The organism is Gordonia aichiensis NBRC 108223, assembly GCF_000332975.1.
Classification (GTDB): domain Bacteria; phylum Actinomycetota; class Actinomycetes; order Mycobacteriales; family Mycobacteriaceae; genus Gordonia; species Gordonia aichiensis.
Genome location: NZ_BANR01000018.1, coordinates 11,595 through 24,277, shown reverse-complemented (window position 1 = coordinate 24,277; position 12,683 = coordinate 11,595). Strand labels below are relative to the sequence as shown.

Genomic DNA, 12,683 nt, shown 5'->3' with positions numbered 1-12,683 from the left:
AGGACCGCCGCCGATGACCCCGCCCGACTCCCCCACTCCCGGCACACCCGATCCCGTGGATATCCACCATCTGACGGAGCGAGCAGACGCAGCCCTGCAGGTCCTGGCAGCGTACCGATCGGCGGATGCTCCGACGCACGGTGGGCGCGTACTGTCCTATGTCTACGACTCGGGGCTCGCCGTGCTCGATGAGGTCGCGGCGTCGGCGGCACGGATGGTCCAATCGGTCAACGGACTCGACCCGACGGTGTTCGGCTCGGTCGCCGCGATGGAACGCGACCTGATCGAATTCGGCCGCAGCGTTTTTCACGCTCCGGATGCCGTCGGTTCGGTGACGTCCGGCGGGACGGAGAGTTGCCTGCTCGCGGTGAAGACCGCCCGTGACCACGCAGGCGCGGCGCCCGGACAGGCGTCCATGGTCCTGCCAACGACCGCGCACGCGGCGTTCCTCAAAGCCGCCGAGCTGTTCGGCGTCGAAGCGATCCGGGTACCCGTACCGACGCCGTCGACCGCGGTTCGTGCCGACGACATCGCCGGCGCCATTCGCGACGACACGATCCTCGTCGTCGCATCGGCACCGAATTATCCGACCGGAGTGCTCGATCCGATCACAGAGATCGCTGAGGTCACCAGCTCGCTCGATCTCGCGTTGCACGTCGACGCATGCCTCGGAGGTTTCGCTCTGGCGTGGTGGGACGGGCTGCCGCCGTGGGACTTCCGAGTCGACGGAGTCACCAGCTTGTCGGCCGACCTGCACAAGTACGGCTACGCACCGAAGGGATCGTCACTTCTGCTGCACCGTGACCGCGAGCGGCACCGCGCCCAGTTCTTCTCGATCACGCAGTGGCCCGGCTATCCGATTGTGAACCCGACACTGCTGGGCTCCCGCTCGACCACGGGACTCGCGTCGGCATGGGCAGTCAGCCGGACGCTGGGTGCCGACGGCTACGCCGCACTCACCGCGCGGATTCGTCACGCCTTCGATGCCGTCGTGGCAGCCATCGACGGTATCGACGGGCTGAGCGTGGTCGGCGCACCGTCGGGGCCGGTGCTCGCGGTGCGCACAGATCCCGACGCAGACGAGCCCGTCGACACCCACCTGTGGGGAGCAGCAGTCACCCACCGGGGCTTTGCGCTCCAGGCACAACCGGCGTTCACGCAACCAGACGGCACCGAACTGCCCGCCACCACCCATCTGACCGTCACACCGGTCACCGCCTCGGTGCTCGACGAATTGCTCGACACACTCACCACCGCTGCCGACGAGGTTCGCGGGCAACCGTCTCCGACTGCACCGACACCTCTGCGCGAGCTGGCAGCAGCGTTCGACAGCGGAGCGGTAACCGTCGAGCAAGCGCTCGCGTTACCCAGCGCCGCAGCGGAGGAGGTCTTGGTCTCGGCCGGAATCGATCCACATAGCCACAGCGGCGGAGCGGATCTGGATATGCCCGCGATCATCGCGGCGGTCGAGTCGCTCCCACGGGAGGTCACCGCACGACTGCTCGCCGAATTCCTTGCTGCGTACTGCAATCCGTAGCTCGAGCGGATCAGAATTCCTCGTAGGTCGCGGGGTCCTGATCGTTGTTACGTCCGTCCGGGCGGCCGAGAGCCGTGATCGCGTCGACGTCCTCCTCGGATAAGGTCACCGACGGCGCCGTGAGATTTTCCACCTGCCGCTCGAGCGAGGAGGCCTTGGGCAGAGGCAGCGCGCCCCGTGCGACCTGCCACGCCAGCACGACCTGGCCTGGCGAGGCGTCGACACGCTCGGCGATGCCGGTGATGACGGGGTTCGTCAGAAGGTCGTTACCTCGTCCCAGCGGACTCCATGCTTCGGTGATGATGCCGTGTGCGCGGTCGTAGGCGAGCGTCTCTTCTTGCGGGAAGTAGGGGTGCAGTTCGATCTGATTGACAACCGGCACCACGGAGGTCTCGGCTTCCAGGCGATCGAGGTGCTCAGGCAGGAAGTTACACACACCGATCTCGCGGACCAGTCCTCGACGTCGTGCTTCGATGAGCGCGGTCCACGCCTCGACGTACTTGTCGACCTTCGGATTGGGCCAGTGGATCAGATAGAGGTCGAGATGATCGAGACCGGTGCGGTAGACACTTTCCTCGATCGTCGCCAGCGCCTCGTCGTAGGCGTGATGGCGGCCGGGCAGTTTCGATGTCACGATCACCTTGTCGCGATCCGTCGATGCACGGCGGACCGCACGTCCCACCGCTCCCTCGTTCTCATAGTTGAAGGCCGAGTCGACGAGGGTGTAGCCGGTGTCGATGGCACGCGCGATGGTCTCCGAGCCGTCGGAACCGTTGAGCTTGAACGTTCCGAAACCGCGTCGGCAATTCGAACCCGTTGGCGGCGGTGAACACGTCAGGCATGTCGTCTCATCTCGTGTCGTGGCAATCTACTTCGCTGACAACACTCCAGAGTGTCGAAACACCGGCCGATGCGCCACCACAGTCCAGCGGGAGTGGCGCGCATTGAGTCGGCGACGTGTCAGTGGGAACGTGGGAGGCGTGACCCTCACCTCGTTGCACGATGACACGCGGCGTTCCTTCGCCAGCGACAACTACGCCGGAATCCACCCCGACGTCCTCGCCGCTCTGGCAACAGCGAACGGCGGACACCAGCCGCCCTACGGTGCAGATGACTACACCCGACGACTCGGCGACGTGGTCCGCGATCATTTCGGAGACACCGCCGAGGTGTATCCACTGTTCAACGGCACGGGCGCCAACGTGGTCGCGCTGTCGGCCGTCCTCCCACGATGGGGAGCGGTCGTTGCTCCGCTCAGTGCGCATATCAACACCTCGGAAGGCGCTGCACCCGAACGTCTTTCGGGCATCAAGGTTATCGGTGTGGACACCGACGACGGCAAAGTGACTCCCGCACAGATCGAGATGGAGGCGCTTGCCCTCGGCGACGAGCAACTCGCGCAACCCCTCGCCATGAGCATCACGCAGGTGACCGAACTCGGCACCCTCTATACGGCGGTGCAGATCGCTGAACTATGCGAGACGGCGCATCGCCTCGGGATGGCTGTCCACGTCGACGGCTCACGACTCTGGAACGCGGCAGCCGCACTCCGACAACCCTTTCGGGAGTTCCTGACCGACGTCGGCGTCGACATCGTGAGCCTCGGCGGCACGAAGAACGGAACTCTCGCCGCCGAGGCCGTCGTCGTCATCAACCCGGAGCGCGCGCCGGGAGTCGGGTTTCTCCGCAAGTCGACCACGCAACTGTCAAGCAAGATGCGATTCACCTCGGCCCAGCTGCTCGCCCTGTTCGACGACGACCTCGGCATCCGGAATGCGACCCACTCCAACGCCATGGCCACGCGGCTACGCACTGCGCTGGAGAAGGGGATCGATGACGGTGCGCTTCCCGGGCTCTCGTTGACCCAGAAGACCGAATCCAACACCGTCTTCGCGCGCCTGCCCATCGAGATCGCCGACCGCATCCGCGAGACAGTGCACTTCTACGACTGGGACCGAAGCGCGGGCGAAGTGCGCTGGATGACCGCCTGGGACACCACCGTCGACGACGTCGATCGATTCGTGGAGGCGATCCGCTGGGGATTCGCGCAGCGGTGAGCGCACCGTGAGAGGCCGCTTCCCGCCCGATACACCGGTCAACCTACCTGTCACAACCGTGCCTGCTACCGCGTCGATGATGTGTGAACAGATACGAAAAGAGAAGCGGCATGGACGAGAGAGACCCCGACCTCACCATCGAGTTCGAACGTGAACGATCGCGACTGGTGCGATTGGCGGCACGCGTACTCGGCGACGACACCGAGGCACACGACCTGGTGCAGCAGGCGTGGTTGCGGATGAACTCGACGGACGCCGTCATCGAGAACCTGCCCGCATGGCTGACGACAGTGACCAGCCGACTGTGCCTGGATCGGCTGCGCGCGCGGGTTCCCGAAGCCGCGGAACCGACGGTGGACGAACGCTCCGACGACCAGGACCCGGCGGACGCCGTGGCGCTCGCCGATTCCGTGGGACTCGCGCTGACCATGGTGCTCGACCGCCTGTCCCCTGCCGAGCGTGTGGCTTTCGTGATGCACGATTCCTTCGGCTTCGAGTTCTCGACCATTGCGTCAGCACTCGACGTCACGCCGACCACAGCACGAAAACTCGCGTCGCGCGCACGCGCCAAGGTCCGTCAACCCGCCCCTGACGATGCACTCGCCGATTGGGAGGTCGTCGACGCGTTCATGGCCGCGGCCCGCGACGGTGATTTCGAGCGACTGCTCGAGTTGTTGGCGCCAAACGCCGAGGTGCGGGCCGACGATGAGGCGATAGCTGCCGGCACACCGGTCGCGATCGACGGCCGTCGCAGCATCGCAGAGTTCTTCAACGGCAGCGCAAGCGCTGCACTCCCGGTCCTTGTCGACGAACGCCCGGCAGCGGCGTGGTTCCACCGCGGCGCCGCTGCTGTTGTGTTCGATTTCGAACTCGTCGACGGTGAGGTTGCCCGCATCACCTTCCGGGCCGACCCCGCCCTTCTCTCGCGGGTTAACCGACGCGACCGGGACACGCCCCGAACCTGACCCGACGCACTTCGCCTCATGCGCCAGGAGCTCGGTAACCGCGTCACGTTTCCGGTCGCCGCGTCGTCAACAGTGTGTACCCCATCAGCAATCGGCGGCGGAGAGCCGCTGCCGCGAAAACGAGGAGCAATTCGATGAAGACCATGACCTGCATCCAGCTCGGAGGACCCTGCGACCTGGCGCATCACGGTGCCACCGCAGACGAGGTCATCAAGGCCCAGGATCAGCACCTGAAGGAAGCCGAGAAGCTCGGCGACGCCAGCCATCAGGAGGCGAGGGATGCGATGAAACGCCGGTGGCGCCACCCGCGGCAGTCACTGGGTTGGTACACGGGCATCAAGCAGACGTTTGCCGGACTACCCGAGGACTGATCACCGCGGAATCAGCCCAGCAGCTTGTGAAATACGCGATCCCGGTACACCATCGGCTCGGCCGCCGGCCTGAGCCGGGTCTCGATCACCTCGGCGAGTACCAGAGTTGACGACCCGACGGCGAGCGTCGAATCGATCACGCATCTCAGCGCCGCATGCGCGTCAGCGAGGATCGGCTCACCGGAGTCGAATCGGGTCCAGCCCTGCTCAGGAGTGAAACGAGGCGCACCGGGCCGCGCGAACGCCTGGGCGACGTCGACGTGGCGGGCGTCGAGGAGGCTGATCGCGATGCTGTCGGCAGCCAACACCGCCCCCGCGCTCCCCCGTGAACTGGTGACCGAGAACGAGACGGCGGTCGGGTCGACCGCCACGGAGGCAAGGCTTGACACCGTCAAACCCACTGGCCCCTCGGGTGTGGCCGCAGCCACGATGGCAACCCCCGCGGGGTGGAGTCGGAAGGCGGTGGTGAAGGCGGTGCGCGCGTCCACCACGTCGGACACTGGCTGCATGCCTCGACCATAAGACTTCAAGGAAGCTTGAAGTCCATTGGTGCGACGGAGATCACGCCGTGCAACGCAGTGATGTACGAGGCTGCGCGTCGTGCTTCGCTCACCGCATCGCGCTACTCGAGCACGAACACCGGGATCTGGCGATCGGTCTTGGTCTGATACTCCGCGTAATCCGGGAACGCAGCGACGGCAAGTTCCCACCAGTGCGCGCGCTCGTCGCCGTCGACCTCACGTGCGGTGAGTTCGTACACCTTGTCGCCATCCTGGGCTGTGACCTGCGGGTGTGCCTTCACGTTGTAGTACCAGGCAGGATGCTCCGGAGCACCGCCCTTGGATGCGACCATCGCATACTTGCCGTTCTCCTCGACCCGCATGAGTGGCGTGTAGCGCTTCTTGCCCGACTTGGCGCCGGTGGTGGTGAACAGCACGACAGGGCGATCACCCACCTGCACGCCGTCCGTCGTGCCCTGCTCGAGAATCTTCTTCGTCTGGTCGCGTACCCACTCGCTGGGGCTCAGTTCTGGTTGTTCACTCATGGCTCGCACAACGCGTGCGGCGCGATTCGGATTCCGCGCGACCGCAACGTTTCGATCACGAGTGGTAGGCATGAGAGTGGACCCCATGCGGAAGGACCTGTGACATGGCCATTGCCACCATCAACCCTGCAACCGGACAAACCGTTCGGGAATTCGACTCTCTCACCGAGGCGCAAGTCGACGAAGCGCTCGACCGCGCGGTGCGCGGGTTCGCGGACTACCGCACCACATCGTTCGAGCAGCGGGCCACATGGCTTCGCGCCACCGCCGACCTCCTCGAAGCCGAGGCCGACGACGTGGCTGCCATGATGACCGAGGAGATGGGAAAGACACTCGCCTCCGCGAAGGCCGAAACACTGAAGTGTGCGAAGGGATTTCGCTACTACGCCGATCACGGTGCCGAGATGCTGGCCGACGAGCCGGCCGATGCCGAGGCGGTGGGGGCCAGTCGCGCCTACATGCGCTACCAACCGCTCGGGGTTGTGCTGGCGGTGATGCCATGGAACTTTCCGCTCTGGCAGGCGGTGCGCTTCGCCGCGCCCGCACTCATGGCCGGCAACGTCGGCATCCTCAAGCACGCCTCCAACGTTCCGCAGTCCGCCCTGTATCTCGAGGACGTGCTGCGGCGTGCTGGATTCCCGGAGGGCTGTTTCCAGACGCTGCTGATCGGATCGAGCATGGTCGAATCCATCCTGCGCGACCCGCGTGTTGCCGCAGCGACGCTCACCGGCAGTGAACCCGCGGGCAGATCGGTGGCCGCCATCGCGGGTGACGAGGTCAAGCACACGGTTCTCGAACTCGGCGGGAGCGACCCCTACATCGTGATGCCCAGTGCCGACATCCCGCGGGCCGCAAAGACTGCTGTGACCGCGCGAGTACAGAACAATGGCCAGTCCTGTATCGCCGCAAAGCGTTTCATCGTCCACACCGACGCCTACGACGAGTTCGTCGACGCCTTCACCGCGGGATTCCGCTCCCTCGTCGTCGGGGATCCGACCGAGGAGGCCACCGACGTCGGGCCGCTCGCCACCGAGCAGGGACGAACAGATCTCGAAGAACTCGTCGACGATGCAGTCGGTAAGGGTGCGAAGGTCCTCATCGGCGGCAGCCGAGTCGACCGGCCCGGCTGGTTCTACGAGCCGACGATCCTCGCCGACATCACCGAGGAGATGGAGATCTACTCGGCCGAAGCCTTCGGTCCTGTGGCCGCGTTGTACCGCGTCGAGAACATCGACGACGCCATCGCGATCGCCAACGACACCACGTTCGGTCTCGGTGGCAACGCGTGGACGACAGATGCGGCCGAGCAGGAGCAGTTCATCGATCGGATCGAGTCGGGCCAGGTGTTCATCAACGGCATGACCACCTCGTACCCCGAACTCGGATTCGGCGGCATCAAGCGCTCGGGCTACGGACGCGAGCTGACATCGCACGGAATACACGAGTTCTGCAACATCAAGACCGTCTGGATCGCTTGACTCCGGCACGGGCCTGGTCCGCGGCACCTGACCGACCCACATCGGCTCGCAGCGAGATCGTAGGCTTGAGATGTGGTTGATTTCGCATATGTCATTGCCGGTTCGGAAGCGACGGGCGGCGCAGGTCTTCAGGTCGATCTGAAAACCTTCCAGGAACTCGGTGTCTACGGCGTGGGCACCATCACGTGCATCGTCTCGTTCGACCCCGGGAACGGGTGGGCACACCGGTTCGTCCCGATCGAGCCGCAGGTCATCGCCGATCAGATCGAGGCGGCCACAGCGACCCACGACCTCGACGTGGTCAAGGTCGGCATGCTCGGGACTCCCGCAACCATTGACGTCGTCGCCGACGCTCTTGCCGCGCGACAGTGGCGGCATGTCGTCGTCGACCCAGTGCTCATCTGCAAGGGCCAGGAACCGGGCGCCGCGCTCGACACCGATACGGCGTTGCGCGAGAAGATCATTCCGCTCGCGACCGTCGTCACACCGAATCTCTTCGAGGCACAGATCCTCTCCGGCATGGACGAGATCAGCAGCGTCGACGATCTCGCAGAGGCCGCCCGCCGCATCGCAGACCTCGGCCCGAAGTACGTTGTCGCCAAGGGCGGCGTCGAACTTCCCGGGGACGACGCCGTCGATGTGCTCTTCGACGGCACCGACGTGACCGTCCTCGCCGCACCCAAGGTCGGATCCGAGCGAGTCTCGGGGGCCGGATGCACACTCGCCGCGGCAATCACCGCCGAGTTGGCGAAGGGCGCCGAGATCGGTGATGCCGTCGCATTCGCCAAAGAGTTCACCACGGCAGGAATCAACGGGCGCGTCTCGGCGCACACACCATTCGACACGGTGTGGCAAGGCGCCTTCGTGGACGCGCTCGACGGCTGATCGCTTCAGCCCGCGTGGACCCCAGCGGGCTGTCCGGACCTCGGCAAGCCATCGTCCGCGAGTTCGCGGGTCTGACCGAACGCCGCGTCGGATGCGTCGGCGAACAACCGCCGGGTCTCGACGACGAACCGCCATCTCCGGACACCCAGGTCCCTGAGCGCACCACCGTGGTCGACGGCGACAAGCACGGAAACCGCCAGCGCCAGCCCACGCCAGGCCACAGCGATACCGGCGCGCTGCCACGTTGGAGTGCCCGCAAATCCCGCGCGCAGGCGATGGCACTGAAACGGCACGTGGCGTAACTCGTCGGCGAGAACCCGCTCGGCAACCTCGGTGAGAAGAGCGTCGTCACCCTCCGCGAGCGCACGGTAGTAGCGCAGCGCGATCACCTCGGCGATCGCGAGGATCATGATCTCCATGCGCAGCCCCATCGAGCGTCGGAGTCGTACGAACACGGCATCCGACCAGTGCTGATTGATTGGAACAGCGCCGGCGGCACAGAGCAGTTCCTCGAGCATTCGCGCGTGATTGCGCTCTTCTGCGACGAACAGCCGCACCGCGTGTGCGTAGTCCTTGTCGCCGGTCGAGTCCGCTTTGGCAATCAGGTGCGCACCGTCACCACTTTCCCCGACCTGGAACTTCTGCAGACTCCTGACCACCGAGCGCGGCAGTCTCGAACCGCGCGCCCAGTCGGGTTCGCCTGCGCGCACGCGTCGCGGGATGGCATCGTCGAAGTCGTTACGCCAGTATCGGGACGGGTTCATCCGGCCAGGCTAGCGACTGCTGTCCGATGCTCATTCGGGCAAACGATGCCGGCCTGGTGAGCGCGCGCACGAGGGGCTGCAGGGGCGGCCGACGCCCGAGTCAAGGGTTGGACCCAGCGGGCGTCTGTGGACATGACGGTCTACTCCTCGTCGTTGCAGTGGACGTCAGCAACGCGAACGATCCAGGGAGCATCGAATGACCCGAACAGTGTCCACATCGGCAACGTCTGCCGAAGATGGCTTCGCTGAGGAATGGCAGCAGTGGCACGCCGTCCGCGAGCGTGATCTCGCGGCTCCGCTCGGTTGGTTGTCGATCAACCGCCTCGAATGGCTCGAGACGACCCCTTCCCGCTTCGACGGTCTGCCGGGAACCTGGTGGTTCGAGGGATCGCTCGCCCGTGTTCGCCCGGGCGCCGAGGAGACCTTCGACGCACGCGCCTTCGATCTCCAACCAACGGGTCCGGGCGAGGTGATCGAGATCGATGGTGCGCATATCGAGGTCGCGCGGCGAGGTGATGGCTACCTGATCCGAGTGCACGACGCGGATGCGCCGACGGTGCGCGGTTTCCGTGGAGTTCCGGCTTTTCCCGCTGACCCGGCCTGGCTCGTGCATGCGCGGTTCGAACCGTACGACCAACCTCAGCCGGTCACGGTGGGCGCGGTCGCCGAGGGATTGGCCCACGTCTATGTCTCGCCGGGTGAGCTGGTCTTCGAGTGGAACGGAGACGAGCATCGACTCATCGCCTTCAACGGCAAGCAGGGCGGATTGAGCGTCCTGTTCACCGATGCCACATCGGGGATCACCACCTACGCGGCGAATCGAAGCCTGGCCGTCGAAGCATCCGACGAGGTCCTCCGCCACGGCGGACGAGTGGTGCTCGACTTCAATCGAGCCATCAATCTGCCGTGCGCATTCATCGACTTCGCAACGTGCCCGCTACCGCCTGCGGGGAACCACCTCGACGTCGAGGTCACCGCTGGTGAGAAGACGCCATACGAGCGCGCTGCTCAGTAGAGCCATGGGCGGTAGGCCTCGTCGGCGAAGTCCTCGTCGGGGATGTCGTCGAGACCCGCCATCACCTGCTTGGCGAGCTTCGCCGTGCTGGCAACCTTGCCGGGCTCCCACGTCTCCGGCTTCCAGAGTTCGGACCGCATGAATGCCTTGGAGCAGTGGAAAAACACCTCTTCGACGTCGACCTCGACGGCGAGGATGGGTCGTTTGCCGCGGACCGCAAGCTGGTCGAAGTACGTGCCGTCGTCGACGATGCGCGCCGAGCCGTTGACCCTGAGGGTGTCACCACGTCCCGGGATCACGGCCAGCGTGCCGATGTGCGGATTGGTGAGGATGTTCTCGTAACCGTCCACCCGTCGGTTGCCTGGCCGTTCAGGAATGGCGATGGTGCGAGAGTCGATGACGTGCACCACTTTTCCTGCGGGATCGCCTTTGGGCGAGACGTCGACGCGGCCGGAACTATCGGAGGTGGCGAGGAATAGCATCGGCGTCGCGGCAAGCCAGTCGACGTGGGCTTGCAGGAGTTGCGACCGGACCTTGTTAGCGATGATCTCCGCGGGATGCCCGACGACGTCCCTTAATTGCTCTCGCGTGGTAATCCGCATGCCCTCCATGATGCCGAGTCATCCGGCAGCGGCGGTCGGCAGCGCCAGGTCGAGTTGAAATCCCGCCGCGGTCCGTTGGGCTCGGATCGTCCCGCCGTGCGCCTCGACGATGCCCCGCACGATCGCCAATCCGAGACCGGCCCCGGTTGTCGCCGAGCCGTCCGTTTCGGACGAGCGCGCAGTGTCCGCTCGCCACCCCACGTCGAAGATCGACCCGAGGTCTTCCGACGACACGCCCTCGCCTTCGTCGATGACGCTGAGGATGAGGGTGGCGTCGTCGCACACAGCACGCACGGTGATGACGCTGTCGTCGGGCGCGTGTCGCACACTGTTGCTCAGCAGGTTCCCGATCGCTCGCGTGATCTCGCGGGGGTCTGCCCAGACGACGTGACCGTCAATGCCATCGTCGACGATCCTGATGCCTCGATCGTCCGCAAGTGCCTGAACGTCGGCGACGGCGTCACTGACGAGATCGAGGAGCACAACCGGCTCGCATCTCAGTTCGATCGAGCCGGTCTGCAACTTCGAGAGCTGAAAGAGGTCGTCGACCATTCTGTTGATCGTGTCCACCTTGGTCCGGATCGTCGTGATGTAGAGACCAGGTTCTGCCGCTGTTCCGTCTTCGAGCGCTTCGGCCATAGCGCGCATGCCGGCGAGCGGAGTCCGAAGGTCGTGAGATATCCATGCGAAGAACTGGCGACGGGCCGAATCCAGCTCGGCGATCTGCGCACCTGCCTCCGCAAGCCGTCTCGATGTTTCGGCCAATTCTGCTGAGACCTCATCGAATTCACGCAGACCCGTTGCCGAGGCGGTGACAACATCCCCGTCGCCGACACGACGGGCATCGGCAACGAGCGCATCGACGGGTGCCCGGACACCGCGTCCGGTCACCGCCCAGCCTGCGGCCATGCTCATCAACGCCGAGATGCCGATGACCCAACCGAGGACGACGGCATCATGCCCGGACAGGTACATCTCCGCGGCAACGGCCAATGTGGACGCGACGATCGACAGCAACGACCCGCCGAGGACCACAGCAAATCTCAGCGCGATGCTGCTCGGCGGCGTCAGTCGCAGGATGAGCGCAGTCACCAGGGTCACTGCGGCCGTGGCGGCAAGAGTTGTGACCGCGATCAGGAGAACTTCGTAGGGGCCCAACATCATTCGCCCCAGGCGGTGAATCGGTAGCCGGCGCCCCACTCGGTATGCAGGAACGTCGGGAAACGCGGTTCGGGTTCGATCTTCTCGCGTAGCCGGCGCACGTGAACCGTCACCGTCGACGCATCCCCGAAGGCCCACAACCACACCTCGCGCAGGATCTCCTCGCGACTGACGACACGATCCGGATGACGCACGAGATACAGCAGCAATTCGTATTCGCGTGCGGTGAGCGCGATCTCCTTGTCGTCGACCCACGCTCGCCGATGCGCGGGATCGACGCGGAAGAGTCCGACGGTGAACGTCGACGCTACGCCTCCGGCGGCGCTCCTACGCAACAGCGAGTTCACCCGCAGCTGCAGCTCTCGCAGCGCAAACGGCTTGCCCAGATAATCGTCGGCGCCTCGTTCGAGGCCGTCGATGCGATGGTCGGGCCCATCGAGTGCCGTGAGCATGATGATCGGAATCTGCGACACCGCGCGCACCCGACGACACAACTCATCACCATCGACGTGCGGGATCATCCGGTCGAGAATCAGCAGGTCGGGCATCTGGGCGCACAGCGCGGACCACGCTCGCCGGCCATCGGTGTGTATCGCGACGTCGCAGCCGGCGGCCCTGAGGTGATCGGCGACGACGGTACGGACCGCCGGATCGTCCTCGACAATCATCACCCGCGCACCTTGCTGCATGAACCGAGCGTAGCCACGCAATGGCCCGACTCCGCAACGCCAATTCTTACGATGCTGAAATCTCTGCTTACAGCCCTGAAAGGAACGCCCACTGCGCGTTCGGAAATTGCTCTA

At 65.2% G+C, this 12,683-nt stretch carries 14 protein-coding genes; 7 read left to right on the top strand and 7 right to left on the bottom strand.

Annotated elements, in window-relative coordinates; translation table 11 throughout:
- Nucleotides 1-13 precede the first annotated feature (13 nt).
- Complete coding sequence (locus tag GOACH_RS16080) at nt 14-1,537, top strand: pyridoxal phosphate-dependent decarboxylase family protein (RefSeq protein ID WP_005176901.1); 1,524 nt, start codon at nt 14-16, stop codon at nt 1,535-1,537.
- A gap of 10 nt (nt 1,538-1,547) precedes the next feature.
- On the opposite strand, the gene GOACH_RS16075 is transcribed toward GOACH_RS16080, so the two are convergent.
- A complete protein-coding gene (locus GOACH_RS16075; protein ID WP_052004039.1) occupies nt 1,548-2,375 on the bottom strand; it encodes an aldo/keto reductase in 828 nt (275 codons plus the stop codon).
- A gap of 142 nt (nt 2,376-2,517) precedes the next feature.
- Between GOACH_RS16075 and GOACH_RS16070 the strand changes: the two genes are divergently transcribed.
- The 3 genes from GOACH_RS16070 to GOACH_RS16060 all read left to right on the top strand — a co-directional run bounded on the left by GOACH_RS16070 (nt 2,518) and on the right by GOACH_RS16060 (nt 4,930).
- Nucleotides 2,518-3,594, top strand: a complete 1,077-nt coding sequence (locus tag GOACH_RS16070; RefSeq protein WP_005176897.1) for a threonine aldolase family protein — start codon at nt 2,518-2,520, stop codon at nt 3,592-3,594.
- 110 nt (nt 3,595-3,704) lie between these two features.
- The gene (locus GOACH_RS16065) at nt 3,705-4,559 is read left to right on the top strand and encodes a sigma-70 family RNA polymerase sigma factor (protein WP_005176895.1); all 855 of its coding nucleotides are present in this window, start codon (nt 3,705-3,707) and stop codon (nt 4,557-4,559) included.
- A gap of 134 nt (nt 4,560-4,693) precedes the next feature.
- On the top strand, nt 4,694-4,930 hold the full coding sequence (locus tag GOACH_RS16060; protein WP_005176893.1) for a hypothetical protein: 237 nt from the start codon (nt 4,694-4,696) through the stop codon (nt 4,928-4,930).
- Nucleotides 4,931-4,941: 11 nt separating this feature from the next.
- Here the strand turns inward: GOACH_RS16060 and GOACH_RS16055 are convergent, their stop codons facing one another.
- Both GOACH_RS16055 and GOACH_RS16050 read right to left on the bottom strand, forming a co-directional pair.
- Nucleotides 4,942-5,439, bottom strand: coding sequence for a flavin reductase family protein (locus GOACH_RS16055; RefSeq protein WP_052004038.1), 498 nt, complete (start codon nt 5,437-5,439; stop codon nt 4,942-4,944).
- A gap of 113 nt (nt 5,440-5,552) precedes the next feature.
- Nucleotides 5,553-5,975 (bottom strand): nitroreductase family deazaflavin-dependent oxidoreductase, encoded by a 423-nt coding sequence (locus GOACH_RS16050; protein ID WP_007236568.1) that lies wholly within the window; start codon nt 5,973-5,975, stop codon nt 5,553-5,555.
- 104 nt (nt 5,976-6,079) lie between these two features.
- Between GOACH_RS16050 and GOACH_RS16045 the strand changes: the two genes are divergently transcribed.
- Both GOACH_RS16045 and thiD read left to right on the top strand, forming a co-directional pair.
- Complete coding sequence (locus tag GOACH_RS16045) at nt 6,080-7,453, top strand: NADP-dependent succinic semialdehyde dehydrogenase (protein ID WP_005176889.1); 1,374 nt, start codon at nt 6,080-6,082, stop codon at nt 7,451-7,453.
- A gap of 72 nt (nt 7,454-7,525) precedes the next feature.
- A complete protein-coding gene (thiD, locus tag GOACH_RS16040; protein ID WP_005176888.1) occupies nt 7,526-8,338 on the top strand; it encodes a bifunctional hydroxymethylpyrimidine kinase/phosphomethylpyrimidine kinase in 813 nt (270 codons plus the stop codon).
- 5 nt (nt 8,339-8,343) lie between these two features.
- Here the strand turns inward: thiD and GOACH_RS16035 are convergent, their stop codons facing one another.
- Nucleotides 8,344-9,102: a ferritin-like domain-containing protein gene (locus GOACH_RS16035; protein WP_005176887.1), complete on the bottom strand. Its 759-nt coding sequence runs from the start codon at nt 9,100-9,102 to the stop codon at nt 8,344-8,346.
- Nucleotides 9,103-9,298: 196 nt separating this feature from the next.
- Here GOACH_RS16035 and GOACH_RS16030 point away from each other — a divergent pair, with 196 nt between their 5' ends.
- Entirely contained in the window at nt 9,299-10,117 is an 819-nt protein-coding gene (locus tag GOACH_RS16030) for a DUF1684 domain-containing protein (RefSeq protein WP_005176886.1), read from the top strand.
- On the opposite strand, the gene GOACH_RS16025 is transcribed toward GOACH_RS16030, so the two are convergent.
- From GOACH_RS16025 to GOACH_RS16015, 3 genes are read right to left on the bottom strand one after another with little or no spacing between them, the layout of a single operon-like run.
- Nucleotides 10,111-10,719 carry an MSMEG_1061 family FMN-dependent PPOX-type flavoprotein gene (locus tag GOACH_RS16025; protein WP_040518986.1) on the bottom strand — a complete coding sequence of 203 codons (609 nt, stop codon included), beginning with the start codon at nt 10,717-10,719 and terminating at the stop codon, nt 10,111-10,113. The two genes, GOACH_RS16030 and GOACH_RS16025, sit on opposite strands and share 7 nt — an antisense overlap.
- Nucleotides 10,720-10,737: 18 nt before the next feature.
- Nucleotides 10,738-11,880: a sensor histidine kinase gene (locus GOACH_RS16020; protein ID WP_005176881.1), complete on the bottom strand. Its 1,143-nt coding sequence runs from the start codon at nt 11,878-11,880 to the stop codon at nt 10,738-10,740.
- Nucleotides 11,880-12,569, bottom strand: a complete 690-nt coding sequence (locus tag GOACH_RS16015; protein WP_040518984.1) for a response regulator transcription factor — start codon at nt 12,567-12,569, stop codon at nt 11,880-11,882. The genes GOACH_RS16020 and GOACH_RS16015 overlap by 1 nt, the downstream gene beginning before the upstream one ends.
- Between the last annotated feature and the right edge of the window lie 114 nt (nt 12,570-12,683).

What these genes read in the sequence shown, in the direction of transcription:
- GOACH_RS16080 (WP_005176901.1), top strand. Translation starts at nt 14, where the DNA reads ATGACCCCGCCCGACTCCCCCACTCCCGGCACACCCGATCCCGTGGAT.
- GOACH_RS16065 (WP_005176895.1), top strand. Translation starts at nt 3,705, where the DNA reads ATGGACGAGAGAGACCCCGACCTCACCATCGAGTTCGAACGTGAACGA.
- GOACH_RS16060 (WP_005176893.1), top strand. Translation starts at nt 4,694, where the DNA reads ATGAAGACCATGACCTGCATCCAGCTCGGAGGACCCTGCGACCTGGCG.
- GOACH_RS16055 (WP_052004038.1), bottom strand. Translation starts at nt 5,439, where the DNA reads ATGCAGCCAGTGTCCGACGTGGTGGACGCGCGCACCGCCTTCACCACC.
- GOACH_RS16050 (WP_007236568.1), bottom strand. Translation starts at nt 5,975, where the DNA reads ATGAGTGAACAACCAGAACTGAGCCCCAGCGAGTGGGTACGCGACCAG.
- GOACH_RS16045 (WP_005176889.1), top strand. Translation starts at nt 6,080, where the DNA reads ATGGCCATTGCCACCATCAACCCTGCAACCGGACAAACCGTTCGGGAA.
- GOACH_RS16035 (WP_005176887.1), bottom strand. Translation starts at nt 9,102, where the DNA reads ATGAACCCGTCCCGATACTGGCGTAACGACTTCGACGATGCCATCCCG.
- GOACH_RS16030 (WP_005176886.1), top strand. Translation starts at nt 9,299, where the DNA reads ATGACCCGAACAGTGTCCACATCGGCAACGTCTGCCGAAGATGGCTTC.
- GOACH_RS16025 (WP_040518986.1), bottom strand. Translation starts at nt 10,719, where the DNA reads ATGCGGATTACCACGCGAGAGCAATTAAGGGACGTCGTCGGGCATCCC.
- GOACH_RS16020 (WP_005176881.1), bottom strand. Translation starts at nt 11,880, where the DNA reads ATGTTGGGCCCCTACGAAGTTCTCCTGATCGCGGTCACAACTCTTGCC.
- GOACH_RS16015 (WP_040518984.1), bottom strand. Translation starts at nt 12,569, where the DNA reads ATGCAGCAAGGTGCGCGGGTGATGATTGTCGAGGACGATCCGGCGGTC.